A 26,438-nucleotide genomic window follows, 5' to 3' on the forward strand; every position below is an offset into this window, starting at 1 on the left:
CTGTTGCACCAACTACGGTGAGAAATCCGCGCGTCGAGCTGCACAGACGGTCTGTCCACTGCCTCGCGCCGCAGCCGCAGCCCCAGAGAAGGGACCGGGACGCCCGCGGCCTGACCGGGCTGGTCCAGTTGCGCGCTCACGCCCACTTCGGCCTGCGCAGCGCGGCGGGGTGCGGCCCCAACCGGATGCTCGCCGCGATGGCCTGCTCCCTCACCCCGCCCGGGCAGCGCACCGTCGTCGACGACTCCCCCGAGGCGATCGCCGCCTTCCTGCGCCCGCGACCGGTCCACGAGTTGCCCGGTGTGGGAGCGCGGACCGCCGCGACGCTTCGCGAGTACGGTCTGCACACCGTCGGCGACGTCGTCCAAGTCCCCCAGCTCACGCTGCGACGTCTGCTCGGCGCCCGGGCCGGACGTGCCCTCCACGAGCACGCCCAGGGCCGCGACACCCAGGTCGTCGACCCCATCCCGACCCCGGCGAGCATCAGCACCGAGCACCGCTTTGTCCGCGACGAGCTCGACCCGGCCAGCACCGGCGCGCCCTGCTCGCCCTCGCCGACGACCTCGGTGCCCGCCTCCGCGCCTCCGGCCAGATCGCGAGCGGCCTGACCTGCACCATCCACTATGCCGACCAGAGCTCCACCCGCCGCAGCCGTGTCCTGCCCGAGGCGACTCAGCACACCGTGCTCCTGGCCCGCGCGGCGTATACGGTGTACGACTCCCTCGGGCTCCCACGCGCCGGCTGCTGGGCAACCTGGCCTTCCACCTCGACGACCCGGCCGGCGCACGCATCCACCTGGGCACCGCAGTCTCCTACGCCAACCGGTGCGGCGATACGGCGCTGGCGGCCTGGGCGTACGGGGCGCAGAGCATGGTGGCCCGCCACACCGGCAACCTGGCCGCCGCGTACACGTACGCCGAGCGCGGCGCGGCCGCGGCCCCCGCCGGCCTGGTCCGTGCCCAGATCCACGCCTGGGCGCTGCTGCCCACCCTCGCCCAGCAGGGCCGCGACCGGGAGGCGGCCGCCGCCCTCGACGTCGCCTTGACTGAACTCGAAGACGACGCGGTCGGCCAGGCCCCGGGCCGTTTCGGCTTCGACGAGCCCGAACTCGCCCTGCACCAGGCGGAGGCGCACCTCACGCTGGGCCGCACCGAGCAGGCCCGCACCCGCGCCGAGGCCGCCTGGACCCCCGGCACCCTCGGATGGGCCGCCGCCACCCTCGTCCTCGCCCAAGCCGAGGCCTCCGAGCAACCCTCCGATGCCGCGCAGCGCGCCCTGGACGTCCTCGACCGGGTACCGCCGAGCCGCTTGCGCGCCACCGCCCGCACCCGGCTGGGGCGCCTGGACGGACTCCTCGCGGCCCGGCCCGCCGAGAACGTGGCCGATCTGCGCGAACGCCTCCGCACCCTGCCAGCCCCGGTCGACGCCTCCGGCGCTGCCTCCGCCTGACGCGTCCCCTCATGTAGAGCGACGCTTCCTCACGGGCTTGGTGGAGATAGCGGTGCGCCGGGCCGCCCTGTCGGTCAAGTTACTGTAGAGGGCGTCAGAAAAGCCTGTCAGCGGGCAAGTTGCCTGTTATCGGGGTGGTGACGCACTTTCGGGGGCTGGGGTGTGCGGGCTGCGTACCCGTTACTCGACGGATCTTTCTGGTCCGGAGTGGGAGATCATCCGTCCGTTGGTTCCGGCGCGGTCAAGAGCGGTGGACGACCGGCGAAACACACCTGGCGGGAGAACTTCAACGCGTGGCGTATTAGGCGCTGTTTCTCGGATCATGTGCGGAGCCAGATGATGAGGGCTGCGAGGGTGACGGTGCCGAGGTAGGTGTAGGCGCGTTTCTCGTAGCGTGTGGCGACGGCCCGGAAGCCCTTCAGCCGGTTGATGGCGCGTTCAACGGTGTTGCGCTTCTTGTAGCGCTCGCTGTCGAACCCGGTGGGTCGGCCGCCCTGGGAACCGCGGTTGCGCCGGTGCTTTTGCTGGGCGAGGCGTTCGGGGATGGTGTGTGAGATTCCGCGTCGTCGCAGGTAGCGGCGGTTTCTGCGGGCGATGTATGCCTTGTCGGCCAAGACGTGGTCGGGCCGGGTGCGGGGTCGTCCGACACCGGTGCGGGGCACGGAAACCTGGTTCAGGACGCGTTCGAGCTGGGGGCCGTCGCCGAAGTGTCCTGGTGTCAGCAGGAGGGCGAGGGGCCGGCATCGTCCGTCGGCGGCGAGGTGGATCTTGGTGGTGTAGCCGCCGCGGGAGCGCCCCAGACACTCGCCGATCTGACCACCTCCTCCAGTCTGACGACCAGTTTCCGAAGCACCGGATCGACCTGGTTCGTCCCTCGGTCGATCCCCTTTTGGGAAACCGGGGCCGGGGGTGCTTTCCTCGCACCGGCGGCATGTTGGTGGGCCCGCACCGCAGTCGAGTCCACCGACACGTCCCAGTCGATCCGGCCCGCAGCGTCCTCGGCGGCCTGGACCTTCGACAGCAGCATCTCCCACGTCCCGTCGGCTGACCAGCGACGATGGCGCTTGTAGACCGTCTCCCACGGCCCGAACCGCTCCGGCAGATCCCGCCACTGCACCCCCGTCCGCACCCGGTACAGCACTCCGTTGATCACCCGCCGGTGATCACTCCAGCGCCCCCCACGGGCACCACCACGAGGTAAGAACGACTCCAGCCGCTCCCACTCCGCGTTCGTCAGGTCTCCACGTCCCATGCAGCCAGCCTGGCCCCAACACCCCACGCATGTACGGAGATCCGAGAAACAGTGCCTAGACCTCTGAGCTCAGCGGAGTCGTCGGGACTTCGGGAGCGTGGGGGTAGGCGGCTGACCGGTGCTGGAAGGAGAGGATCTTTGGGTTCTGGACGACGCCGTCGCGGATCTCGATGGCCTTTCTGATCGTGACGTCGGTGTCCCATGCCGCGGGGCCGTTCATGACCTTGCGCAGGTAGGGAAGGAGCGCCTCGCTGATTTCCCAGGTGGCGGAGTTCCACAGGTGGGACGGGCTGTGATCCACCGCGTAGTAGTGGCAGCCCGACCCCACCGAGGGCATGGGCTCGCCGAAGGTGGTCGGGTGGGCCCATGCGAAGCCCATGCCCTCGTCGCAGGCGACGTCGATGAAGAAGGTTCCCGGCCGGAAGAGGGCGAGTTCCTCGTCGGTGACGAACATGAGTGGCGCGTCGGTGTCCTGCAGGACGCAGTTGACGATGATGTCGAACCCGGCCAGGTACTCCGCCAGCGGCTCGGAACCGGCCGCGGTAATTGCCCGCAGGTGCGACGGATCGTCCTCCTGCTCCTCGAAGTGGCCCATCACGACCGAGGGCATCGGTGACGCCACCGCTGCCGCGGCGCGTTGGGTGAGCACGGTGACGTCGGTGACCCCCATGGCGCCCAGGCCCGTGACCGCTCCGCGCGCCGTGGCGCCGAAGCTGATGACCACCGCCCGCAGGCGGCGCCCGTAGCTACCGGTCAGCCCGCCGAGCTGCAGGGCGTGCAGCACCGAGCAGTAGCCAGCGAGCTCGTTGTTCTTGTGGAACACATGGACGCTGAAGGCGCCCGTGGAGGTCCAGTGGTTCATGGCTTCCCAGGCGATCAGGGTCAGCCGTCGGTCGATGCCGATCTGGGTCATCTTCTCGTCCTGCACGCAGTGCGGCCATCCCCACAGCACCTGGCCCTCGTGCAGCGCGGCGATGTCGTCGTGCATCGGTTTGGGCAGCAGCACGACATCGCACTCGGCGAGGAGTCGCTCGCGGGAGCGCAGTCCGGCCACGAGTGGTCGCAGCGCGTCGTCGGCGACGCCGAACCGTCGGCCGTAGCCCTGTTCGAGGAAGATCCTCTCGCGTATGTCCGGGGCGATCCGGTCGAGGTGGCGGGGGTGCAGCGGCAGTCGGAACTCGTTCTCCTTATGGGAGGAGGCGAGTACTCCGAGGCTCATCAGGCTCATGTGGGGCGGCTCATTTCCGACCGGACGCGATGTGCTCCGGCCTTGCCGATTCCCGAGGGTGACGCCGAATTGGATGGCGGCGTGCGAGGTGCTCTCGGTACCGCCACGGTACTCCGGTGCCAGCCGCTCAGCGCCCGCTGCTCGTTTGCGCTCGAAGGATCCACAGGTCCAGGTCCGGAGGACGTCTGAAAGACTTGTCAGCGGGCTGGTCTTGCGAGGCGGCGCACGAGGCGCATGGCCATGGAGAGGTAGATGGCGTTCTCCGAGCAGACGCGCAGGTACTCGTAGTCCTTCGCCAGGCGCCGACACCGTCCCAGCCAGGCAAATGTCCGCTCCATCACCGCGAAGCGTGGGCACTGCCGGAGGCGGTGTCCCTGCCCTCGCCCAAGTCGAGCGGAATCCCGTGACCGACACGATGGTGCCCCCTCCACGACTGCTGTGAAGGGGGCACCATCGTCACATGGTCGAGGACCAGCTGCGACAGCTGCTGCGAGGCACGCTGGACCAGTTCACCCACCGGTTCCTGCGCTGTGTTGCCGGCGTGGGAGGAGCACATTCGGGCAGACCCAGTGCTCGGTCACGTAGCCGACGCGTCGCCGCCGCAGCAGACGGGGCGCTACGCGGACCAGGGCGGCCGCGGCCAGCCCGATCACGCCGCCGGCGACCACGTCGGTGGGATAGTGCGCGCCGCTGTGCAGCCGCTCTGCGGACACCAGCACCGCAGGCCCCGCGCAGGCGGCGCCGGCGGCCGGTCACACCGGGGTGACGGCGCCGACGACCGCGGCCACGGCCGCGGTGTCCCTGGGGGCACACCGCGGCCACGGCCGCGGTGTGCCCCCAGGGAAAGGACGAGCTGTCCGGCCGGTTCTGAAGTTCCTCAGACACCATCCCAAATGAGAGCTGCCTTCAGCGTCGCGGCAGCACCCCGACTTCGACGCCGAGAATCCGGGCCGCCCACGCCCGCAGCCGGCACGCGCACACCACCTGAGCGCGCCCCGCCTGTCCAGCCACCAGCCCGCTCCAGGCAGCAACGCCCGCCTCCGCCCGCGCGATCAACTGACGCACGACTCAGAGCGGTTGAGCCCTGGGACGGCGCTCTGAATCGCCTACGTTCCCGCAGGTCAGAGGGCATCTAGCTCCCCACCGAAAGCAGCGCATCCCAGCTGCAGGAAGGCGTCCAGGGTGAAGGCGGAGTCCCTAATCCAGCTGAAGCGGTAGTCCCAGTTCCTCTCCCCACCCAGTTCCTCGGGCAGGGAGGTGGTCGCGGCAGCGGCGACCGCGCCCGAGGGGGCGAACACCAGCAGCTTCAGAGCGAGGGCGCTGCGCAGGACCGCCTCGCGCCATGGTCCGGTGTGGGTGCGGTCCGCGCTCCATCGGCGCCAGGTGGCGGTGGTGTGGTCCAGGCGCGCCTCGCACTCTGTCCGGGTGGGTAGGACCAGCGGTTCTTGGTGTGCGCATGCCAGCGCGATGACGGCCGGGGTACCGGCCTCGTCCGGAAGCTGGATGCGACGGCATCGCCGGTGAGCTGCGGATTTCCCGCGTTCCAGGCGCAGACCGCGACGGCATCAGGTCCAAAGGTGGCCACCGGGACGCCGGCACGGTGGGTCAGGTGCGGTGCCTGGGTGCCGTAGCCGAAGCGCGGCTGGACGCTCCAGCGCATGGGGACGCTGCCGGCGAGGCCCTCGATCCGCCGGACCAGTTCCCGTCCGGGCGCCAGGGAAGTGTTGTCGGGGAGAGTCAGCGCATCGGTCAGCCGGACCGTGCCGTGCACGGTGGTGAACGTTGTCTCCAGCACGTTCGTGCCGGGCAGGTAGCGGCGGCTTGCGGTGTACTGCACGTCGGGCTGGAGAAGGAACCGGCCGCCGCGGACGGGGTCGAGCACGGCGGCGAACAGGCTCGGCGAGTCCAGGTCCGGCCAGGCCAGCCAGTCCACCGAGCCGTCGCGGGCAATGAGCGCGGCGCAGCGCCCGTCCCCGATCACCGCGTAGTCCCGCAACTGCGCATACCCGTCGGCCCGTACCGGCTGCGTCCCATCCGGGGCCTGGGGTGTGCGACCGGAGGCGGGAGGCGTGGCAGTCACCTTCACACCATCTTCTGGCGGGCTGTCACCCAGCCGTGTCGGGGCGGTCGAGAAGGTCGCTCAGCGGGACGTCGGGGTCAGCGAGCCTCGTCGCGTCGACCGGGCGCCCGGAGGTCACGAGGTCGCGGATCGGGTCGGTGACGTCCCAGACGTTGACGTTCATCCCGGCCAGTACCCTGCCCTGGGCGAGCCAGAAGGCGATGAACTCGCGGGTGTCCCTCCGGCCGCGGAAGACCACCTGGTCGTAGCTTCCGGGTTCGACGTAGCCGGTGTACTCCATGCCCAGGTCGTACTGGTCGGTGAAGAAGTACGGCACACGGTCGTAGGCCACATCATGGCCAAGCATTGCCTTGGCCGCGACTTGCGGCTGGTTGACGGCGTTGGCCCAGTGCTCGACACGGATGTGCTTGCCGAGCAGCGGGTGGAAGGCGTTGGCGACATCCCCGGCGGCGTAGATGTCCGGGTGCGAGGTGCACAAGTGGGCGTCGACGCGGATGCCGTTGTCGACCTCGAGGCCGGCTGTCTCGGCAAGACCGCTGTTGGGGGTGATGCCGACCCCGACGATGACGGCGTCGGCAGTGATGCGGCTGCCGTCGTTCAGCAGCACGCCGCTCGCTCGGCCGCCGGCGCCGGTGATCTCGGCGACCTGGGCGCCGAAGCGCAGGTCGACCCCGTGATCGGTATGCAGGTCGGCGAAGATCTGGGAGACCTCGCGGCCCAGTACGCGCAGCAGCGGCAGCTCCGCCCTCTCCAGCACGGTGACCTCGACACCGGCCGCGCGGGCGGCTGCCGCGGTCTCCAGACCGATCCAGCCGGCGCCGATCACCACGATGCGGGATGCGGACTCGAACGATCCCTTGATGCGGTCGCTGTCGGCGAGCCGGCGCAGGTAGAGCACTCCGTCGAGGTCGGCTCCGGGCACGGTCAGGCGACGCGGTGAGGAGCCGGTGGTCAGGAGCAGCTTCCCGTAGCCGATGCGGCTGCCGTCAGCGAGCGTCACCTCGTGTCCGGGCGGGTCGATCGCGGTTGCGGTGGTGCCCAGGCGCAGGTCGACGTCGTGCTCGGCGTACCACTCAGGGGGATGGACGTAGACGGTGTCACGCTCGTCCTTGCCCAGCAGATAGCCTTTCGACAGCGGGGGGGCGTTCGTAGGGGCGCTCGTTTTCCTCTCCGAGCAGCACGATCGGGCCGTCGAAGCCCTCTTCGCGGAGGGTCTGTGCTGCCTTCGCACCGGCCAGGCTCGCTCCGACGATCACGAAGGCTGTGTTCGCGGCCATGTTCTCTCCTCTGCTGCCCAGGCTCGGCCCGCAGGCGATCCACTCCCCGCCAGGCGTCGCCCGTGGCCAGGCCATCGTCATCGACAGCTCTGCCCTGTCAGCGGTTGATTTGTTCCCCGGTGTGTCTGTCGACCGGTCGTTGCCGGAGACCGTGCCGCTGGGACCGTTCGTCGGCGGCCGGCCGCATCAGGCGGCGGTGCGCCTGGCGTGCAGTTCGGCGTCCAGTTGCTCGAATAGCTCGTTGCCGGAGGCGGTGAACTTGGCGATGCCCTCGTCCTCCAGCACACGCACCACGTCGTCGTAGGACACCCCGACCGTCTCCAGGTCATCCAGTACCTGCTGGGATGCCGCGTAGGTGCCATGGATGGTGTCGCCCTGGATGCGGCCGTGGTCGGCGACGGCGCGCAGGGTCGGCTCCGGCATGGTGTTGACCACCCCGGGCGCCACCAGTTCGTCGACGTAGCGGGTGTCGGTGTAGGCGGGATCCTTCACCCCGGTGGAGGCCCACAGCGGCCGCTGGGGGCGCATCCCGGCCGCGGCCAGAGCCTGCCACTCCTCGGATGCGGTGGCCTGCTCGAAGTGCTGGTAGGCCAGGCGTGCGTTGGCGATCGCGGCCCGGCCGCGCAAGGCCAGTCCCTCCGGTGTGCCGATCTTGTCCAGCCGGCTGTCGATCTCGGTGTCCACCCGGCTGACGAAGAAGGAGGCCACCGACGCGATGGACGCCAGGTCACGCCCTGCCGCATGGGCCTTACCCATACCGTCGAGGAAGGCGCGAAGCACCTGGTCGTAGCGGTCACGGGAGAAGATCAGCGTCACGTTGATGCTGATGCCTTCGGCGAGCGCGGCGCTGATCGCTGGCAGGCTGGGCTGGGTGGCGGGGATCTTCACGAACAGGTTTGGTCGGTCCACCAGCCACCACAGGGCCCGTGCCTCGGCGATCGTTGCCGCCGTGTCGTGAGCGACGCGCGGGTCCACCTCGAGCGACACCCGCCCGTCCACCCGGCCGCTGGCCTCGTAGACCGGTCGCAGTACGTCGCAGGCCCACCGCACGTCGAACGCCGTCAGCAGCCTGACGGCCTCCTCCACCCGCACTCCGCGCCGAGCCAGATCACCGACCTGCGCATCGTAGCGGGCACCCGAGCGAATCGCCTTGGCGAAGATCGTCGGATTGCTGGTGATACCCACCACGTGCTGGTCACGCACCAAGTCGGCCAGCCCGCCACCGGCGAGCCGCTCCCGGCTCAGATCATCGAGCCAGACCGCTACGCCTTCGGCGGCCAGCCGGCCCAGGTTCTCACTCATGATCTTTTCCCTTGCGTCGTCGCGGGATGCCGTCTAGGTGTCGTCTGAATCCTCTGCGGGCCGGGCGCAGACCTCCTTCGCACACCCCGGCAGGGCCGGCATGCCACCGCCGGCTGCGGCGCGTAGTTCCACACAACACTGTCCCGGGCCAGGGGCGGGGACCTCGTCGATCCCAGATGCCTGCAGGCCGGTGAGGATGCCGTCTGGGCGATCCGAGGAGGGCGGCACGCGCGGGTGGATCCGTGAGGCTCCACCCGCCGGGTGGATTCGGTGCGCTCCGCGCCTGTTCACCGTTGCTGCTTGGCGTGGTAGCGCTGGGCAAGCCGTGCGAGCGCGACGGCGCCGAGGAGCAGTCCGAAGTCGCGCAGGGCAACGTCGTAGTGGCCCGGGATGGTCAGCAGGTTGACGATGATGCCCGCCAGCCATCCGGCCACGAGCCAGCCCCCGAAGCGCGGAGCCAGCGCCACGGCGAGGCCGGCCACGATCTCGATCACACCCACCGCGTACATGGCTGCCTGGGCGCTGCCGGGAACGATGTCGTCGATCCACGGCGCGAGGTAGGTGGGCCAGTCCACGAGCAGGTTGGTGAACTTGTCCAGCCCGAACAGGATCGGCGCCACCGTGAAGCCGATACGCAGGATCACGAACGCCTGGTAGCCGGGGTCGGTGAGCACCGCCCGCCGTGGGGTGGCGGAGGTGGTGCTTGTGGTTGCGGAGGACATGGCCCTCTCTCCTTCTATCGGCAAGGTTCATTAACAATAGAAGCCCCGCTTCGCTCTTTAGTCAATGGCTGTGGGTTTTACACTGGCCTTCGTGGACACCCCGAAGGAAGTACGCGACCCCGACGTCTCCGCCATCGCCGCCCTCGACGAGCCGACCCGCAGGAGGCTCTACGACCACGTGGTGCGCCAGCCGGGCCCCGTCAGCCGGGACGAGGCGGCCGCCGCCCTAGGGCTGGCCCGGAAGACCGCCGCGTTCCACCTGGACCGGCTCGCCGACGAATCACTGCTCGACGTCATCTACGAGCGCCGCAGTGGACGCTCCGGACCAGGCGCGGGCAGGCCGGCCAAGCTCTACCGCCGCTCGGCGAAGCAGGTCGCCGTCAACCTGCCGGACCGCCGCTACGAGTTGGCCGGACGGCTGCTCGCCCAAGCCGTGGAGGAATCCGACGCGACCGGTGAGCCGGTGCGCAAGGTGTTGCACCGGAAGGCCGAAGAACTCGGCACGCAACTGGGCGAGCAGAACGGGGCGAAGGTCTTCGAACTGCTGGAGCGGTACGGCTTCGAGCCACGCCACGAGGACGATGCCATCGTGCTGGCCAACTGCCCCTTCCACGCGCTGGCCCGGGAGCACACCCAGACGGTGTGCGGAATGAACCTCCACCTGCTGCGCGGTGTCCTCAGTGGCCTGGACGCGGCGGGACTCGAGGCATGCCTGGCACCCAGCCCCGGACGATGCTGCGTCCGACTGCAGCCTGCCGCCTGACCAGTTCGGAGCCCGCCGGAACGGGAGCGCCGTTAACGAACGAGACCAACCGACATGTAGCCGTGACGCACAGACAGTGGGTTCGGGAAACTGTCGTCCTGGGCGAGGATGTGCCCAGGGTGGCACCGAAGGGTGCTCGCCCTTGTTCTTGCGGGACGGGACAACGAGCTTGCGGGCGTTCTCGGGTATGGGGACTGTCTGCGTGCGTGGGCGCGGGCGTGGGCGACCAAGAGGCACGCCCACGCTCCCGTGCCGTACTGCTGGAGGTACGACTCGGTGCCCGGGCCGGCGACTGGATGGGCAACTCCCGAGGTGTTGACCGGGCTCATGGGGGGACGCGCCGGGCCCCGGCGCATTGCCCAGTCGGTCCAGTCGGTAGATGTTGCGCATCCGAATGGCGAAGGAGCGCAGCCAAGGCTGGAGTGGTACAGCGCGACGGCATCGGCCCGGAACTCAGGCGAGTACTTCGACGTCCCCAACGGGAACTCCTGTCCTATGGATCCTCACGATCCAATGATCAGGGTGTCCACGCTCAAGACATCTCAGGGGGTTAGGAAGTCAAGCCGCCTGCTCGGTCGGGGGTGACAGGAGCGGTGCGAAGGCGTGCTGTTCGTCGAAGAGCTGCCGGGTCTTGAGACAGTGATGGAGCTGGCCGAGGAAGCGGTTCAGCAAGTGCCGTTGTGCGGCTGCGTGCCAGTCCCCCTGTTCGCGTCGGCGCCGGTAGTGCGCGTTGGCTCCCGGTGAGGCGGTGAGGGCGGCGAAGGACCAGAGGAAGCCGGCATTGATGAGGCGGTTGTTCTTGACGAAGCGGCGGCCGACGAATCGCTTCTTGCCGGAGGCCCGCGTGATGGGCGCGGATCCGGCGTACGACTTCAGCGCCCTGGCGTCGGCGAATCGTGCCCGGTCATCGCCCAGCTCGGCGAGCACGCGGGCACCGAGCATGGGCCCCAGGCCGGGGAAGCTGAGCAGGATCTCGCTGTCGGCATGCTGGTGAAAGGCAGCTGTCGCCGCCTCCGCAAGGTCGTCCGCGGCCTGGCAGACGGCGTCCAGCTGCGTGAGCAGGGCCAGGAGCTGGTAGCCGAAGGCGTCCTCGACGCCGGGGAGCTGGTGGGCGTACTCGGCGCGGAAGACGTCCCGCAGCCGCTCGGCTTCGGTGTCGCCGCCGCGGAGGCGGCCGCTGCGTTTGAGGGCGGCCCGCAACTGGGCGAGGGTGAGCTTCGCAGCCTTCGCCGGGGTCGGGGCCAGGGTGAGGATGACGCGGGCGTCAGCCCTGGTCAGACCGCCTTGTTTGCCCTGGAAGGCCAGCAGAGCAGCAGGGTAGTACTCGCGCAGGAGCGAGCGGACCTGGTTGGCGACCTGCTGCCGAGTCCAGACGGCATCCTGCTGGGCTCGGGCCAGGACCGTGATGGCCTGGGCAAGCTCGGAGTCGGCTGGCAGGGGACGATGAGCGTGCAGGTCGGTGCGCAGGATGTTCGCCAGAACCAGGGCGTCGCCCGGGTCGGACTTCTTGCGGCTGACGCCGTGCCGGTCGCGGTAGCGGGCGGCGGCGAGCGGGTTGATTGCGAAGACACGGCGGCTGCCGGTGCGCAGGGTCGCGACCAGGAGGCCGTGGCTGGTCTCGATGGCCACCGGTATCGGATCTTCGGGGCTGTCGCCGTGTTCGGCGAGAAGGGCTAGGAGCTTGTGGTAGCCGGCCGCGTCGTCGGTGATGCGGGCTTTGGCGAGCAGGGCGCCGCCTTCCTCGACGAGGGCGACGTCGTGGTGGCGCTCCGCCCAGTCGATACCACAGAACACGGTCAAGCTGTCCTCCCAGATCCGTTCATTTGAGCAGGTCACGAGCACATGCGGGTCACGCGGCGCCCTAATCCAAGGACTCGTTGGTCCGCCATCTCAGTAGCCGTTCGCGACACCAGCGCACTCCAGGGGCTCGATCTGTCTGCAGAGCTCACGGGCTCGCGGATGAACAAGAGGTCGACCCTGGAGCGGGCTCGCGCCGTGACGATCAACGTCCGACCGGTCGCCGCGAGTTTCACGGTGATCACGGAGACGCCGGGCTGCGCCGCTCTTGACAGAGGCCTCAAGGGCCCGGGGAAACGGAGGCATCAGCCCGGCGCCCGCGTCATCAGCGTGACGGCGGGCGTGGGGTTCGTGGCGGTGCGGAGACGCCGGACGCCGCTTTACCGGTAGTTCGTTAAATCCGGCGGTAGAGGTCAATGCCGTGTCCGGTGGTGACCGCGTCGATCAGGGCCTGGAGGTCGGGGGGTGGGTCCTTGTCCGTCCAGGCTTGCCACCACCGGTGGAGGGTGACGGCGGGAGTGAGCCAGGAGCGGATGGCGCGTAAGGCCCTGGGCCAGCAGGGCTGTTGGGGCTGGTGGGCACAGGGCTGGTCCCCCTCTCTGGCCCTTCGTCGGGGCAGGGGTCCGGCGCGGTGGCATCCAGGGGTCCGGGTGGGGTGAACCATTGGTTCCAGCAGAAGGAGAAAGCGCAGTTGACGAGGGTCTGGTGGCGGCGGATCGCGCGGTCGGAGCGGACCTGGAAGTCGGCCCAGCCCAGTTCGTCCTTGATCTGCTTGTAGCTCTGCTCGATCCACGGCCGCAGTCCGTAGAGGCGGACGATCTCGGCGAGGTCGGCGGGCGGGTGCGGGCTGGTGGCGGCGTGGGGTGCGTCGGGGTGGGGCAGGCTGGTGGCCAGGTACCAGGTGGCCTTCTCCGGCAGGCTGGCTGGGTCGGTGGTGGCCACGACCAGCCGGCAGGGTGAGTCGGGGCCGTAGCCGCCCAGGCGGGCGTCGGCGGCCCACCAGGTCTCGGTGTGCCCGTCGCGGAAGTGACGCTCCACGGGTGTCCAGTCGCCGGGACGCTTGGCGTCGTGCCAGGTCAGGGCGTGGGCCGCTTCGATGGGGGTGTGTGGCTGGTCGGCCGGGGCCCAAGTGCCGCGGTGCGGCTTGAGCGCGACCACGTAGGCCAGGCCGGCCTCGCGCAGTGCGAGATACCAGTCGTCGCTGGCGGAGTAGGCGCAGTCGGCGACCACCGCCCGGCAGCCGAAGCCCGCCTCCTTGCCCCGGGCCGCGAGGGCAGCGGCCAGCTGCGGTTTCGTGCGGAAGGCCGGATCGGACCGGCCGCGGGCGAAGTGGTGGGCGGGGGTGTAGGGAGTTGCGTGCAGCGGGTAGTAGACGCGGCCGTCGGTCCACACCGTGGTCACCGTGACGATGCCGTTGTCCGTCTTGCCCAACCGGCCCAGCCACTGCCGGCCCACATGTGCGGTCGCGGTGCCGTCCTTGCGGTCCCCGGAATCATCTATCACGATCACCCCGCCCTCGTGTGAAGCCGTCGCCGGCTCCTCGCGCAACAGCTCAAGCCGCCGGTCGTTGACCCGCTCGGCCTCCCAGGGCGACTCGGACAGGAAGAACTGCAGTCGCTGCACCCCCGGCATCCCCGCACCTGCCACCGGCTCCGCCCCCGCCAGGCAGGTGATCGTCTTGTTCCGCTCCCGCGGCGCCAGCAGCCCGGTCAGATACTCGCGAAACCCCCGCCGCTGGGCCAGGCTGAAGAAGAGGTCGTCGAACCGGGCCGCGTAGTCCTCCAGCGGTCCCGGCGCGGGCGGACACGGACGGCGAGCGGTCATCTTCAGCCCCCAGCAAGGCAGTTGACTCCTACCACCGGCCTATGACCAACCCGACCTGCCGTCAACCCACGCCACCACCGGATTTAACGAACTACCGTTACATGACGATCCTTGAAAGGGGTTTCGGTGCCGGAAAGAGGTAGGGAGGGCCGGGCGGCCGTCAGGCGAGGTCGACCGCGAAATCCGGTTCCGTCCTCGCCCGCACCTGCTCCAACGTCACGTCTGCTGCGAGTTCGCGCAGGACCAGGCCGGATTCGGTGATGTCGAGGACCGCGAGGTCGGTGATGATCCGCTGGACCACCCGGCGTCCGGTGTAGGGCAGAGAGCACTTCCGCACGATCTTGCAGGCGCCGTCCTTGGCGTTGTGCTCCATGAGCACGATGACCTTCTTGGCTCCATGGACGAGGTCCATCGCCCCGCCCATTCCCTTGACCATCGAGCCGGGGATCATCCAGTTGGCGAGGTCGCCATCGGCGGACACCTGCATTGCGCCGAGAATCGCCGTGTCGATCTTCCCGCCGCGGATCATCCCGAAGGACGTCGCGGAGTCGAAGAAGGATGCACCCGTGCGCACGGTCACGGTCTCTTTGCCGGCGTTGATCAGGTCCGGGTCCTCGTCTCCCGCTCGGGGATATGCGCCGATGCCGAGGATGCCGTTTTCGGACTGCAGCACGATCTCGACGTCGTCGGGAACGTGGTTCGGCACCAGGGTGGGCAGTCCGATGCCGAGGTTGACGTAGTCGCCGTCGCGCAGTTCCGCCGCGGCGCGGGCGGCCATCTGATCGCGCGTCAGGGACATGGTTCAGGCCTCCTGGTCTCAGTGGTCGCGGGGATCCCCCGGCCATCGGAGGTGACCGCGTCGGGTCGGGTGGTGCGGCGCTCGATGCGCTTGGCGGATGCCTGATCGGGCATCAGGGGCAGCACGCGATGGACGTAGATCCCGGGCACGTGGACCGCGTCCGGGTCGAGGTCGCCGGGCTCGACCAGGTGCTCGACCTCGGCGACCGTGACCCGCCCGGCCATGGCACACAGCGGGTTGAAGTTCCGCGAGCTCCGGCGGAAGACCAGGTTGCCGTGCCGGTCGCCTTTCCAGGCCCGGACCAAGCCGAAGTCAGCAGTGATCGCTTCCTCGAGGATGTAGGTGCGAGTAGCCCCGTCGAGGTGGAAGTCTCCGGTCTTTTTCGGAGGCGAGGCCACGGCGACGCTGCCGTCCGGCTGGTAGCGCCACAGCAGGCCGCCTTCGGCGACCTGTGTGCCGGTGCCCGTGAGGGTGTAGAAGCCCGGGATGCCGGCCCCGCCGGCCCGCAGCCGCTCGGCGAGGGTTCCCTGTGGGGTGAGCTCGACCTCCAGTTCGCCCGCCAGGTACTGCCGCGCGAACTCCCTGTTCTCACCCACGTACGAGGAGACGATCCGGCGGATCCGCCGGTCGCACAGCAGGATGCCAAGGCCCCAGTCGTCCACGCCGCAGTTGTTGGAGATGATTTCCAGATCGTTCACCCCCTTCTGGTGGAGCGCGGCGATCAGCGCACTGGGGATGCCGCAGAGCCCGAATCCGCCGACCGCCAGGCAGGCCCCGTCGCCGATACCGGCGATTGCTTCGGACGCGGAGGAGACAACCTTGTCCACTACCCGTGCCTTTCACTGTGTCGTGGTCCCCGCGGCGCGGCGGCCCGGCCACCGCCCGGCGCCACCCTGCCTCTTACTTCGCCCAGACCGACGACGGTTCCGGCCGGGCCCGGCGCGGTCGCCGTGATGACCACTTCGTCGCCGTCTTCGAGGAAGGTGCGCCGACCGCCCTTGATCTCCAGCGGTTCCTGGCCGTTCCACGTGAGTTCGATGAGCGATCCCCGGCTCCGCTCGGTGGGGCCGCTGATCGTTCCCGAGGCGAAGAGATCCCCTGCCCGCAGGCGCGCGCCGTTGAAGGTCATGTGGGCCAGTTGCTGGGCGGCGGTCCAGTACATGTCCGCGAAGCACGGCTCGCTGACCTTGGTGCCGTTGACGCTGACCTGGAGCCGTACATCCAGCCCCCAGGGGGCCTCATCGCTGTCGTCGAGATAGGTGACCGGTCGCGGGGCGCGCGGCGGGGGTGCGGTGCGCGCCTCCTCCAGGGCAGCGAGAGGCACGATCCACGGCGAGATGGAGGTTGCGAAGGACTTGCCCAGGAACGGCCCGAGCGGGACGTACTCCCATGCCTGGATGTCGCGCGCGGACCAGTCGTTGACCAGGCATACACCGAAAACGTGCTGGTCGAAGGCGCTGAGTGGGACCTGCTCGCCCATGTCCGTGGGCACTCCCACGACGAAGCCGAGCTCGGCCTCGATGTCGAGCCGCAGGCTGGGACCCACCGTGACGGCGCCTTCGGCGGTGCGCCGCTGGCCCCGGGGGCGCGGCACGGGGGTCCCGGATACGACGACGGTCCCCGCACGGCCGTGGTAACCGATCGGCATGTGCTTCCAGTTCGCCGTCAGGGGATCGGTGCCGGGCCGGAACATCCTCCCCAGGTTCGCGGCATGGTGCTCGGAGGCGTAGAAGTCGACGTAGTCGGCGACCGTGAAGGGCAGGAGCATCGCCGCTTGCGCCGCGGGCAGCAGGAAAGCGTGGACGTGCTCACGTTCCCGCTCGTCGCTGAGCCACCTGGTGACGGCGGTTCGGACGCGGTCCCACACCGCGGGCCCAGCGGCAAGGAACCGGTCCAGCGATCCGGTGGAGAAGAGGTCTTCCTCGGCCGGGGCCAGCACCGGCCAGGCCGCCGACAGGTCGAGGACGTGGTCTCCGATCGCAACGCCGACCCGGGCGCGGCCGTCCGATCGCGTGAAGGACCCGTAGGGCAGGGTCTGGATGCCGAAGGGGTGGTCCTGGCGCATCGGCACCCAGGACCGTGTGGGTCGCGGAGTGGAGCGAGGTGGCATGTCAGTTCCTTCCCACCAACCGCAGCGAGCTGAGGTCGGCCAGGGGTTCGTCGATACTGCAGGTTCCGAAAGAGGTGAACCAGGCCCGGGCTGCGGCCCGTTGGTGTGGCGTGCACCTGCGGGCGACGCTCTGCGGATCCCTGTCGGCCAGCAGGGAGGCGAGGGTCTCCTCTCCCGCTCCCTCGTGAGCCGCGGCCACGGCGGCCATCACGTTCAGGAAACCGTGGTGCTCGAACCTCGTGCCGGGCGCGGTGTGGCGGACGGCGTGGTGCAGACCGGCGGTGAGCTTGAACGGGGCACGGAGCCGCACGGCGCAGACCAGTCCCCCGGCGAGCCGCATCTCGTCGGGGAAGGCGGCCGCCCTGGTTCCTCCCGTCCGGAACTTGACACGGAAACCGGCCCGGGCCACTGCCCGTACGGCCATCTGCACACCGGGGCCGAGTCCCACCTCGGCGTAGACGGTCACCGTCCGGGGAACCGCCGCGGCGACCGACCGCAGCAGCGCCGTCGGTTCACCGGGCGCGCCGACTGCGCCAGGCAGTTCCACCGCCCGGAGGCGGACACGTGGGTGGGCCTGTGCACGGGCCACGCTCGCGGCAAGGGACTGCGGACCACCGCCGACGGCGAGCGACAGATCGAGCACGGGCCCCTCACCGTCCAGTTGGCCGATGAGCTCGTCCCAGCGCCGGTCGGAGCAGACGAAGGTCCCCACTGCTGGCCCGTACCGGGCGGCGCGATGCTGCCAGTGACGGGCCACCGCCGTGGTCATGGGGGCGTTGCCCGGGGGGGAAGAGCGCGGCGTCGTCGAAGAATCCGCCGAACTCCTCCGCCCACGGCGTCCTCAGCCCGCCGGCGTCTGTGCCGGACGGCAACACGGTCATGACGCGGCCTCCCGCCCGGCCCACGACCAGGCGTACTTGCCGTCGTCGACGGCCTGGCCGCCCTCGCCCAGTTCCAGCGGCCGGAAGGTGTCCACCATCACCGCCAGCTCATCGAAGAACTCCGCCCCCAGACTGCTTTCGACAGCGCCTGGCTGCGGGCCGTGCGCATGACCGCCAGGGTGGAGAGAGACCGAGCCCTGACCGATCCCGGAGCCCTTGCGCGCCTCGTAGTCACCGCCTACGTAGAACATGACCTCGTCGGAGTCCACATTGGCGTGGTAGTACGGGACCGGTACGGCCAATGGGTGGTAATCCACTTTGCGAGGCACGAAGTTGCAGATGACGAAGTTGTTGGCCTCGAACACCTGGTGCGCCGGGGGCGGCTGGTGGATACGCCCGGTGATCGGTTCGTAGTCGGAGATGTTGAAGACGTACGGATACAGGCACCCGTCCCATGCCACCACGTCGAAGGGGTGATGCGGCAGGACATGGACCGTACCCGCGAGCCCACCGGCACCGTGGCCACGGTGCTTGATGTAGACCTCGACTTCCTCCTCGTCGACCACCCGAGGTGCTGTCGGCACGCGCAGGTCACGCTCACAGTAGGGGGCGTGTTCCAGGAACTGCCCGTAGCGTGACAGGAAGCGCCGGGGCGGGGTGATGTGGCTGTTCGCCTCGATGAAGTACAGCCGCAGCGGCGTTTTGCCGAGGGGCACCCATCGGTGGGTGGTGGCCCGGGGGAGGATGACGTAGTCGCCCTGCCCCACCGCCAGGTCACCGAAAACCGTCTCCACCACCCCTGAGCCGGACTCGACATAGACGCACTCGTCGCCGGTGGCGTTCCGGTAGAGCGGTGAGGGCCGGCCGACCGCGGCGTAGCCGAGCCGCACATCCGCGTTTCCCAGCACCAGACGCCGCCCGGTCACCGCATCGGTGGTCGTCCAGTCCTGGCCGGGGAACAGGTCGTGGAGTCGGAGGTGACGGGGCTTGAGGGGGTGGTTCGCCACGGTGCTCTGGTCCGGAAGCTCCCAGCTCCGCGCGTCCAGGACGGCCGACGGGATACCGGCGTGGTACAGCAGGGAGGAATCCGAGGAGAACCCCTCTTCGCCCATCAACTCCTCGTAGTACAGCCCGCCCGTGGGAGCACGGTGCTGAGTATGACGCTTGGGCGGGACCTGCCCGACACTGAGGTAGTGAGCCATCTGTCGCTCCTTCGATGATGGTGGCCCGGGCGCAGTCGGCCGCTAGAAGTTCCCCCGCCGCTCCTGCTCGCGCTCCAGTGCCTCGAAGAGGGCCTGGAAGTTGCCCTTGCCGAAGCCGAGGGAGCCATGACGCTCGATGAACTCGAAGAAGACGGTGGGGCGGTCCCCGATCGGCTTGGTGAAGATCTGCAGGAGGTAGCCGTCCTCGTCACGGTCGACCAGGATGCCGCGCTTGTGCAGCTCCTCGATGGGGACACGGACCTCACCGATGCGGGCGCGCAGCTCCGGATCCTCGTAGTAGGAGTCCGGGGTGGCGAGAAACTCGATGCCCTCCTGCCGGAGGCAGTCCACGGTGCGGAGGATGTCGTTCGTCGCCAGGGCCAGGTGCTGTGCCCCCGGGCCCTGATAGAACTCGAGGTACTCGTCGATCTGCGACTTCTTCTTGGCGATGGCCGGCTCGTTGAGCGGGAACTTCACTCGGTGGTTGCCGTTGGCCACCACCTTCGACATGAGGGCCGAGTAATCGGTCGCGATGTCGTCGCCGATGAACTCCGCCATGTTCGTGAAGCCCATGACGCGGTTGTAGAAGTCCACCCATTCGTCCATGCGGCCGAGTTCCACGTTGCCCACGATGTGGTCCAGGGCCTGGAACAGGCGCTTCGGTGCGCCCGGGCGCTTGACATACGACGAGGTCAGGTCGACATAGCCGGGCCGGTAAACGCCTTCGTAGCGCGAGCGGTCCACCAGGCTGTGACGGGTCTCGCCATAGGTGGCGATGGCCGCGACGCGAAGCACCCCGTGCTCGTCTGCGATGTCGTGGGGCTCCTCCAGGACCGTCGCACCCTGGCTGCGGGCGTGCTCGACGCAGCGGTCCACATCCGGCACCGCCAGAGCGATGTCGATGACGCCGTCACCATGCCTGCGATGGTGGTCGTGCAGAGCGCTGTCGGGGTCCACGCCGCCCTTGACGACGAACCGGACGGCGCCGCTCGTGAGGACGTAGGCGTGGTGATCGCGATTGCCGTGCTCGGGGCCGGAGTAGGCCACAAGCTCCATTCCCAGGGCGGACTGGAAGAAGTGCGCCGTCTGCTTGGCATTGCCGACCACCCACTCGACAGCATCCCATCCGGTCACCGGAAAGGGGTCTGCGGTGTCGTCGTAGGAGACCAGACCGACCAGTTGCTTCAGCTGGTCGAGGCCGAGGTCGGCCAGTCGCTCCTGGTCGGTGAGGGTCTGCTCGAGGCTCATGGCTATCTCCGCTGGCTCGATGTCGCCGGGCGACACGGATGGGCAGCGGGAGTATGAGCTGGCGGCCATGCAACTGCGCAACAGACCCAGCATTCGCTAGTCGATCTGCTAAGCCAGCCGGGAAGTATGCCGTGCTTGCTATACGCTGCGCCTACTTACGGCGCATGATCCCGGCACTGGCGAAAGGTACTGCCATGAGCGGCCTCGACGAACTGGACGTCGCCTTGCTGAACGCCCTCCACGAACACCCCCGCGCGGGACACCTGGAACTGTCCAGACTGACCGGCGTAGCGCGAGCGACGGTGCAGTCCCGAATCGAGAAGATGGAATCCGCCGGCGTGATCACTGGATACGGGCCCGACATCGATCTGCGTGCCGCGGGCTACGCCGTCCAGGCCTTCGTGACGCTCGAGATCGCACAGGGCGCGCTGCACGAGGTCAGCGAAGCACTCGAGCGCCATCCAGCCGTGATGGACGCCTTCGCGACCACCGGAACCGGTGATGTGCTCTGCCGCATGGCCGCCCGGAACCAGGACGAACTGCAGCAGGCTCTCCTGGCAGTCAACCGCTCCCCGCACATCGCACGCTCAACCAGCGTCGTGGTCCTTTCCACGGTGGTGGAGCCCCGCACGCTGCCGCTGCTGGCGACACACGCGCGGGGCGGTGGCAGGGCCCCGGCGTACCGCGACAAGAAGCCCACCGGGCGGCAAGGCTGACAGCCCGCGTCTGCCCGGCACGGGCCGCGCCGACGAGCCAGAGCACTGGGCAGCTGTGCGGACAGGCCGGCCATGCCAGAACGGTTGTGCAACGAGAACCTCCATTTCCAGCTGCCATACAGGAAATGGACTGACACCCGTGACCAAGCACTACCCCAACGCCGCCGCCACCGGTTTCGACTGGATCAAGTCGTCGTACTCCAGCGGTGACCAGAGCTGCGTAGAAGTGGCGAAGGTCCCGGGTGTGGTGCCCGTACGGGACAGCAAGAACCCCCAAGGGCCTGCCCTGGCGATTACGCCCTCGGCCTGGGCAGCGTTCGTCGGCCATGTGAGGACCCCCGGGTAAGGCAGCTGATCGCGCCAGGCATAGCGAGCACATCCGCCACGGGCCTGCCACTCCGTTTTGGGAGCGGCAGGCCCGTTCGCACGTCAGGAACTGTGTCTGAACCAATTTCCGCTGGCCACTGCACGTGAAGTGCGGTGGCGGCTCCGCATCGCTCCTGGCCGGGCTGTGGACCTCTCAGCTACACGAGGCTGGCCGCTCCTGCTTCGGCACGCCCTTCACCTCTCCGGGCGAGGCCGGAGGCACGCTCTGCCTCCACTTGGCGTGGGCATAGCGGCCCAGATCACCGACCAGATGCTCGATGAGCGCGTCGACGAGCGGGGCGGTGCGCATCGTCCACCGGATCCAGTCGAGCTGTATCCGCCACCGCGCTTCTCAGAGACAGCGCCCCCGACGGGCTTCCCGAGGCCTTGTCTGGTCTTCGCATCACCCCCCGGTCTCAGCTGGCTAATACCGCTCTTCCCTGGGCCGCATGAGCCAGCTGATGGCACCGAGAACGAGGCACGATTCCTGGACAGCTCGCGGACGCCGTCGTGGACGGTCGAAGTACGCGTCAGCTGACCCGAAGACCGACCGCCAGCGTCAGTTCAAGGACCCGGTGTGGCGATGCGAGATCCGGAAACAGCTCCCGCAGCTGCGACATCCGGTACCGGACTGTCTGGGGATGGACGAACAACGCCGCCGCCACCTCGTCCCGTCTGCCCTGGTGCAGCAGCCACGCCCGCAACGTCTCCTCCAGCCGCCGTGCGGTCGCGACAGGCAAGGTCCGCAACGGTGCGAGGGCTCGGGCACGCAGGTCTGCGAACGCGTCCACGTCGGCGCTCAGCACCAGCTCGGGCAGGTGGTCCTCGGTGTCGCGAATATCAGAGGAGAGGGAGCGGGCGCGTACGGCTCGTGCGTACGAGGCGGACGCTCGAGTCCATGGCCGGGCCGGGCCGACCACGGCGGTGCGGTCGGTTAGCTGCCGCAAGAGGTGTGATCGGTCGGCGTCGGGGACGAGCAGCACACCGGTGGCGTCCGGCAGATCGTCGAGGACGAGGGTGCTCGGGTCGAGCGCGCGGTAGGCAGGCCGGGCCTGGGCGGCGGGCAGCAGGACCGCGGTCAGCGAAACCGGAGGCTGCCATCCGGCCCGTTGAACAGAGGCCAGCAGCACGTCCGGGCTCGCGCCGGCGAGGAGGTCGCGGGCCAGGTGTTCCAGGTGGCGCTCGTGGGCCCTGCCCCGGGCGGCCAGTTCGTCGGCGTGGCCCGCGGCGCTCGCGGCGGAGAGCTCGTCGATGTAGGCGAAGGTCAGCTCGGCGAACTTGGCGACCTCGGCGGCGGGCAGACCTGCGGGTACGGCACCCGCTGCCAGGCATCGCCAGGCCACGCGGGCGCCGACGCGGTAGGCGCTGAGTAGGGCGTCCATCGAACGGCCGTCGCGCACCTCGCCGCGGCCCAGCTCGTAGGCTGCGTCACCGGCGTCGCCGCCTGTGGCGTTCCCGCTCGCGAGGTCCAGGTAGTGCCCCAGGGCGGTGCGGACGGCTCGGCGGATGGTGGCGCCCATGTGGCCCGAAAGGGCGTTGGCGTAGGGAGGGACCTCGTCGATGATCGCCTGGACGACCTCGTCGGCGGTGGTCTTCAGCGCGGCCCGAAGTGCGGTGACCGTCGTCTCATCCAGGGCCAGTTCGCTGGCCCTCCGGATTGCATGGCTCACGTTTTGTTCCCTGCGAACAATTCAGCCGACCAGATTTACGTCCTGCGGTCAGGACTTTACGCCTTGACGCGCAGCAAGCTGGAGTCATGACGAGTGCAGCCCTCCGCAGCAGGGCGTGGAAACTGCTGGAGATGGTCACGACGCCGCTGCTGCCGTCGGACTACCTCGACCTGGTCAGCCCGCTGCGTGCGGGCGCTGACCTGCGTGGGCGCATCGAGGCCGTGCACCCCGAGACGAGTGACGCCGCGACTATCGTGATCAGGCCGGGACGGGGCTGGCGCGGCCACACAGCCGGTCAGTACGTGCGGATCGGGGTCGACGTCGACGGGGTACGCCTGTGGCGTGCCTACTCCATCACCTCGCCGACAAACCGCCAGGACGGCCGCGTCACGATCACCGTGAAGGCGATCCCGGACGGCAAGGTCAGCAACCACCTGGTCCGCAGGGCGAAACCGGGCACGCTGATACAGCTCGACCAGCCGACCGGTGACTTCGTGCTGCCGCAGGCCAAGCCCGCCAAGGTGTTCTACCTGACGGCCGGCAGCGGCATCACGCCCGTGATGGGCATGCTGCGCGACATCGAGTTCGACGACGTCGTCATGGTCCACTGCGCGCCACAGCCGCAAGGCGTGATCTTCCGCAACGAACTCCACGACCTGGTCGCGGACAAGAAGCTGCGGCTCACCGAGGTGCACACCGACACAGACGGCATGCTCGACATCGCCCGTCTCGACGAACTCGTGCCCGACTGGGCCGAGCGCGAGACCTGGGCTTGCGGGCCCGCGGGCCTGCTCGACGCCGCCGAAGAGCACTGGACCGAGCACGGCGTCCAAGAGCGCCTGCACACCGAACGCTTCCGCCCCAGCATCGTCGTCGCCGGCGACGGCGGCGAGGTCACGTTCAGCGTCACCGGCAAGACCGTCGACGCGGACGGCGCCACGCCGTTGCTGGACATCGGCGAGGAGGCCGGCGTGCTCATGCCCTCCGGGTGCCGCATGGGCATCTGCTTCGGCTGCGTCACGCCGCTCAAGGCGGGCGCCGTCCGCGACCTGCGCACCGGCGAGATCACCGAGGCCGAGCCGGGCGTCCTCATCCAGACCTGCGTGTCCGCCGCGGCGGGCCCCTGCGACATCGAACGGTAGGAGCACCTTGACCGCCACCGACCCCACCGCGCACCTGACCGCGGAGCAGATCGAGGAGCTCGGCCGCGAGCTGGACGCGATCCGCGACGAGGTGATCGCCGACCGCGGCGAGAAAGACGCCGCCTACATCCGTAAGGTCATCTCGGCGCAGCGCAAGCTCGAGCTGGTCAGCAGGGGCGTGCTGCTGTTCTCGATCTTCCCGCCCGCGTGGCTGCTCGGCACCGCCGGTCTGTCCGTGGCGAAGATCATGGACAACATGGAGATCGGCCACAACGTCCTGCACGGCCAGTGGGACTGGATGCGGGACCCGAAGATTCACTCCACCACCTGGGAGTGGGATCACGTCTCGCCGTCCGAGCAGTGGAAGCACTCGCACAACGAGCTGCACCACACGTACACCAACGTGATCGGCAAGGACAACGACCTCGGCTACGGCATCATGCGCGTCGACGAGGACCAGAGGTGGCACCCGTTCCACCTCGGCCAGCCGCTGTGGAACTTCCTCAACGCCTGCTTCTTCGAGTACGGCATCGCAGCGTACGACCTGGAACTCGGCAAGAACCTGCGCAAGCGCCGCCGCAAGAACCCGGAGTTCCGCGCGCGGGCCAAGGCCGTGGGCCGCAAGATCCGCAAGCAGGTGCTCAAGGACTACGTGATCCACCCGCTGCTGTCGGGCCCGTCGTTCCTCACCACGCTCGCCGCCACGTTCACCGCGAACCTGGTCCGCAACATCTGGTCCCACTCGGTGATCATGTGCGGGCACTTCCCCGAGGGCGTGCAGGTCTTCGAGCGCCGGTCGATCAAGGGCGAGACGCGCGGCCAGTGGTACCTGCGCCAGATGATGGGCTCGGCGAACATCAGCGGCAGCAGGGCCATGCACTTCATGACCGGCAACCTGTCGCACCAGATCGAGCACCACCTGTTCCCGGACCTGCCGAGCAACCGGTACGCCGAGGTCGCGGTGAAGGTGCGCGCGCTGTTCGAGAAGTACGAGCTGGAGTACGTCACCGGGCCGCTGCCCAAGCAGGTGTTCTCCGCGTGGCACAAGGTCTTCCGGCTCTCGCTGCCGAACAAGAAGCCCAAGGTCAAGACACCGGACCGCGAGCAGGAGCTCGTCGCGGCCTGATCCCGGTATTGGTTCAGATCTTTCGGCCGTACCGGCGGCACCGCCGGGTTCGGTGAGATCCGTTGCGGACGGTGGGCGGCCGCGACATCAGACCGTACGACACGGGATCCGGGGCATACCAGCAAGGCCCACATGCGAATGAATCGGGCATCAGCGGAGCAGGGCCGCGACGCTGACGCCGGAGCGGATCGAGCAGCTGTCCGCATCGGGATGCGCTGGTCGTAGCGGGCAGGCTCAGCGGCGGGTCGTGTACATGTGCAGGATGTCGCCCATGGGCTCTTCCGTGCCGTCCGGGTTCTTCCGGATGCCGGGGGCCGTGTTGAAGCGCAGCGTGGGCCCGCGCTTGGTGAGCTGAACCCTGTCGAGTGCTGTGGGCCGGTCCGGGTGGCCGACGACGACCTGTTCGCAGCTGTCCGCGAGGTCCTGGTTGCAGCTGATCACTCGGCTGAGCTTGACCTCTTCGGCGGATGTTCCTTGGCCGGGGATGAGCACGAGCTGGGCCGTGGGGCTGACCGGGAACCTGATCTCGTGAGCACCTTCCAGGCCGAACCCCCGGTAGGCGTCATCCGAAGTTTCCGGGCGCCAGAGTACGAGGGGCGCATCGGAGGTGAGGAAGATCGGCTTGCGGCTGGTCTCGCGTCGCCAGTTCCGAGCACGGTACTGCGGGATGCACACCCGGACGGTCTTCGTCGGCGTCGATGGCCTGTTGCAGGAAGCTGCGGGCGGTGGTGAAGGCTGCAAGGAGGGTAGGGCGGTCGGGGGCGTTGGCGGCGTCGGCAAGGTGGCACATGGCGAGCTCGTAGGCGGCGTCGCCGTGGACCGCGGTCTGGGTGAAGTGCTGCAGCGCGGCGATCAGGTCGCTGTCCCGCCAGTGTTCGTAGGCGGTGCCCAGGGCGCGGACGACGCGGCGGGCGTAGGCGGCAGGGGCCCTGGTGGCGCCGGGGTCGACGAGGCGGTCGAGGAGTCCGTAGCGGCGGGTGGTTCCCGGCAGGGCAAGGCGGAGAGCAGCTTCGAGGAAGAGGCCGGCCAGTTCGGCTTCCATGGGGGTGGTGTGGTGGCGGCTGCGTTCGAGGGCGAGGGTGTTGAGCTGGGAGCTCGCGCGCTGGAGGTAGCCGGGGTGTTCGAGGAGCTGGTCGAGGAGGTCGTCAGCAGCCGCAGGGCTGGTGGTTGTGGTGAGAGCGCGGGTAACGGGCCGGTCACCATACGGGCTCACCCGGGCCTGCGGCTTTCAGGCGGTCGGCGGGGATGCCCGTGGTGGCCAGGTCGCGTTTGGCGATGGCGGTGATGACTTGGAGGCCGGAGGTCTCCTCGCAGATGTCCTTGAGCTGGCTGAGGACTTCGGCCAGGTCGACGTCGATGGTTTCCTGTGCGCCGGCGGAGTCGAGCAAGAGCAGTCCCGGGTGGCGGCCGACGCCGGTTTCCTTGCCGACGCGCAGGAGGGCGAGGAGAGTGGCGATGCGTAGCCGTACATGCTCACCGGGGTG

The 26,438-nt window shown here is 69.0% G+C and carries 26 protein-coding genes and 2 pseudogenes; 7 read left to right on the forward strand and 21 right to left on the reverse strand.

The window, feature by feature from the left end:
* The first annotated feature begins 17 nt into the window (after positions 1-17).
* Both ACZ562_RS34615 and ACZ562_RS34620 read left to right on the forward strand, forming a co-directional pair.
* A complete protein-coding gene (locus ACZ562_RS34615; RefSeq protein ID WP_471187701.1) occupies positions 18-608 on the forward strand; it encodes a DNA polymerase thumb domain-containing protein in 591 nt (196 codons plus the stop codon).
* Complete coding sequence (locus tag ACZ562_RS34620) at positions 542-1,045, forward strand: DinB/UmuC family translesion DNA polymerase (RefSeq protein WP_471187798.1); 504 nt, start codon at positions 542-544, stop codon at positions 1,043-1,045. The genes ACZ562_RS34615 and ACZ562_RS34620 overlap by 67 nt, the downstream gene beginning before the upstream one ends.
* A 724-nt stretch (positions 1,046-1,769) precedes the next feature.
* Here ACZ562_RS34620 and ACZ562_RS34625 read toward each other — a convergent pair.
* The 9 genes and pseudogenes from ACZ562_RS34625 to ACZ562_RS34665 form a co-directional block, all read right to left on the reverse strand.
* A protein-coding gene (locus tag ACZ562_RS34625) for an IS5 family transposase (RefSeq protein WP_471187704.1) occupies positions 1,770-2,701 on the reverse strand; the annotation gives its coding sequence in 2 pieces (ribosomal slippage) (positions 1,770-2,300 and positions 2,303-2,701; 930 coding nt in all).
* Between the two features lie 55 nt (positions 2,702-2,756).
* On the reverse strand, positions 2,757-3,929 hold the full coding sequence (locus tag ACZ562_RS34630; RefSeq protein ID WP_471187707.1) for a N(5)-(carboxyethyl)ornithine synthase: 1,173 nt from the start codon (positions 3,927-3,929) through the stop codon (positions 2,757-2,759).
* 197 nt (positions 3,930-4,126) lie between these two features.
* Positions 4,127-4,267, reverse strand: a complete 141-nt coding sequence (locus ACZ562_RS34635) for a hypothetical protein (RefSeq protein WP_471187813.1) — start codon at positions 4,265-4,267, stop codon at positions 4,127-4,129.
* Between the two features lie 171 nt (positions 4,268-4,438).
* Positions 4,439-4,648, reverse strand: coding sequence for a phosphatase PAP2 family protein (locus ACZ562_RS34640; RefSeq protein ID WP_471187710.1), 210 nt, complete (start codon positions 4,646-4,648; stop codon positions 4,439-4,441).
* Positions 4,649-5,050: 402 nt separating this feature from the next.
* Complete coding sequence (locus tag ACZ562_RS34645; protein ID WP_471187713.1) at positions 5,051-5,227, reverse strand: glycoside hydrolase family 15 protein; 177 nt, start codon at positions 5,225-5,227, stop codon at positions 5,051-5,053.
* 8 nt (positions 5,228-5,235) lie between these two features.
* Complete coding sequence (locus tag ACZ562_RS34650) at positions 5,236-6,009, reverse strand: trehalase-like domain-containing protein (protein ID WP_471187716.1); 774 nt, start codon at positions 6,007-6,009, stop codon at positions 5,236-5,238.
* 25 nt (positions 6,010-6,034) lie between these two features.
* Positions 6,035-7,286: pseudogene (locus tag ACZ562_RS34655) on the reverse strand (NAD(P)/FAD-dependent oxidoreductase).
* 186 nt (positions 7,287-7,472) lie between these two features.
* Positions 7,473-8,588: a transaldolase gene (gene tal, locus ACZ562_RS34660; protein ID WP_471187719.1), complete on the reverse strand. Its 1,116-nt coding sequence runs from the start codon at positions 8,586-8,588 to the stop codon at positions 7,473-7,475.
* Between the two features lie 287 nt (positions 8,589-8,875).
* A complete protein-coding gene (locus ACZ562_RS34665; protein WP_471187722.1) occupies positions 8,876-9,310 on the reverse strand; it encodes a DoxX family membrane protein in 435 nt (144 codons plus the stop codon).
* A 64-nt stretch (positions 9,311-9,374) separates the two neighbouring features.
* Here ACZ562_RS34665 and ACZ562_RS34670 point away from each other — a divergent pair, with 64 nt between their 5' ends.
* Positions 9,375-10,073, forward strand: a complete 699-nt coding sequence (locus ACZ562_RS34670; protein WP_471187725.1) for a helix-turn-helix transcriptional regulator — start codon at positions 9,375-9,377, stop codon at positions 10,071-10,073.
* Positions 10,074-10,631: 558 nt separating this feature from the next.
* Here the strand turns inward: ACZ562_RS34670 and ACZ562_RS34675 are convergent.
* The 8 genes and pseudogenes from ACZ562_RS34675 to hppD all read right to left on the reverse strand — a co-directional run bounded on the left by ACZ562_RS34675 (position 10,632) and on the right by hppD (position 19,934).
* The gene (locus ACZ562_RS34675) at positions 10,632-11,888 is read right to left on the reverse strand and encodes an IS110 family RNA-guided transposase (protein WP_471187801.1); all 1,257 of its coding nucleotides are present in this window, start codon (positions 11,886-11,888) and stop codon (positions 10,632-10,634) included.
* A gap of 395 nt (positions 11,889-12,283) precedes the next feature.
* A pseudogene (locus tag ACZ562_RS34680) lies at positions 12,284-13,694 on the reverse strand (IS701 family transposase).
* Positions 13,695-13,854: 160 nt separating this feature from the next.
* Entirely contained in the window at positions 13,855-14,493 is a 639-nt protein-coding gene (locus ACZ562_RS34685; protein ID WP_471187728.1) for a CoA transferase subunit B, read from the reverse strand.
* The gene (locus tag ACZ562_RS34690; protein ID WP_471187731.1) at positions 14,484-15,320 is read right to left on the reverse strand and encodes a CoA transferase subunit A; all 837 of its coding nucleotides are present in this window, start codon (positions 15,318-15,320) and stop codon (positions 14,484-14,486) included. Before ACZ562_RS34690 ends, ACZ562_RS34685 begins: the two co-directional genes overlap by 10 nt.
* Complete coding sequence (gene fahA / locus ACZ562_RS34695) at positions 15,320-16,603, reverse strand: fumarylacetoacetase (protein ID WP_471187733.1); 1,284 nt, start codon at positions 16,601-16,603, stop codon at positions 15,320-15,322. The genes ACZ562_RS34690 and fahA overlap by 1 nt, the downstream gene beginning before the upstream one ends.
* A 1-nt stretch (position 16,604) precedes the next feature.
* Complete coding sequence (locus ACZ562_RS34700) at positions 16,605-17,372, reverse strand: hypothetical protein (protein ID WP_471187736.1); 768 nt, start codon at positions 17,370-17,372, stop codon at positions 16,605-16,607.
* Positions 17,373-17,480: 108 nt separating this feature from the next.
* Positions 17,481-18,686 (reverse strand): cupin domain-containing protein, encoded by a 1,206-nt coding sequence (locus ACZ562_RS34705; protein ID WP_471187739.1) that lies wholly within the window; start codon positions 18,684-18,686, stop codon positions 17,481-17,483.
* Positions 18,687-18,728: 42 nt separating this feature from the next.
* Entirely contained in the window at positions 18,729-19,934 is a 1,206-nt protein-coding gene (gene hppD / locus ACZ562_RS34710; protein WP_471187742.1) for a 4-hydroxyphenylpyruvate dioxygenase, read from the reverse strand.
* A 194-nt stretch (positions 19,935-20,128) separates the two neighbouring features.
* On the opposite strand from hppD, the gene ACZ562_RS34715 reads away from it, so the two are divergent.
* Both ACZ562_RS34715 and ACZ562_RS34720 read left to right on the forward strand, forming a co-directional pair.
* Positions 20,129-20,650 carry an Lrp/AsnC family transcriptional regulator gene (locus ACZ562_RS34715; protein WP_471187745.1) on the forward strand — a complete coding sequence of 174 codons (522 nt, stop codon included), beginning with the start codon at positions 20,129-20,131 and terminating at the stop codon, positions 20,648-20,650.
* A 139-nt stretch (positions 20,651-20,789) separates the two neighbouring features.
* Positions 20,790-20,996 carry a DUF397 domain-containing protein gene (locus tag ACZ562_RS34720; protein ID WP_471187748.1) on the forward strand — a complete coding sequence of 69 codons (207 nt, stop codon included), beginning with the start codon at positions 20,790-20,792 and terminating at the stop codon, positions 20,994-20,996.
* A gap of 550 nt (positions 20,997-21,546) precedes the next feature.
* On the opposite strand, the gene ACZ562_RS34725 is transcribed toward ACZ562_RS34720, so the two are convergent.
* Positions 21,547-22,686, reverse strand: coding sequence for a PucR family transcriptional regulator (locus ACZ562_RS34725; protein ID WP_471187751.1), 1,140 nt, complete (start codon positions 22,684-22,686; stop codon positions 21,547-21,549).
* A gap of 86 nt (positions 22,687-22,772) precedes the next feature.
* Between ACZ562_RS34725 and ACZ562_RS34730 the strand changes: the two genes are divergently transcribed.
* Positions 22,773-23,828 (forward strand): ferredoxin reductase, encoded by a 1,056-nt coding sequence (locus ACZ562_RS34730; protein ID WP_471187754.1) that lies wholly within the window; start codon positions 22,773-22,775, stop codon positions 23,826-23,828.
* A gap of 7 nt (positions 23,829-23,835) precedes the next feature.
* Complete coding sequence (locus tag ACZ562_RS34735) at positions 23,836-24,954, forward strand: fatty acid desaturase family protein (protein ID WP_471187757.1); 1,119 nt, start codon at positions 23,836-23,838, stop codon at positions 24,952-24,954.
* A 234-nt stretch (positions 24,955-25,188) separates the two neighbouring features.
* On the opposite strand, the gene ACZ562_RS34740 is transcribed toward ACZ562_RS34735, so the two are convergent.
* Genes ACZ562_RS34740 through ACZ562_RS34750 form a run of 3 tightly spaced genes read right to left on the reverse strand, consistent with a single transcriptional unit; the run spans position 25,189 to position 26,342 of the window.
* Positions 25,189-25,629 carry a DUF4238 domain-containing protein gene (locus tag ACZ562_RS34740; protein WP_471187760.1) on the reverse strand — a complete coding sequence of 147 codons (441 nt, stop codon included), beginning with the start codon at positions 25,627-25,629 and terminating at the stop codon, positions 25,189-25,191.
* Positions 25,517-26,167: a hypothetical protein gene (locus ACZ562_RS34745; RefSeq protein WP_471187763.1), complete on the reverse strand. Its 651-nt coding sequence runs from the start codon at positions 26,165-26,167 to the stop codon at positions 25,517-25,519. The genes ACZ562_RS34740 and ACZ562_RS34745 overlap by 113 nt, the downstream gene beginning before the upstream one ends.
* Positions 26,151-26,342, reverse strand: coding sequence for a hypothetical protein (locus tag ACZ562_RS34750; protein ID WP_471187765.1), 192 nt, complete (start codon positions 26,340-26,342; stop codon positions 26,151-26,153). The genes ACZ562_RS34745 and ACZ562_RS34750 overlap by 17 nt, the downstream gene beginning before the upstream one ends.
* Positions 26,343-26,438 lie beyond the last annotated feature (96 nt).

Source organism: Streptomyces sp. NPDC040410 (genome assembly GCF_055595715.1).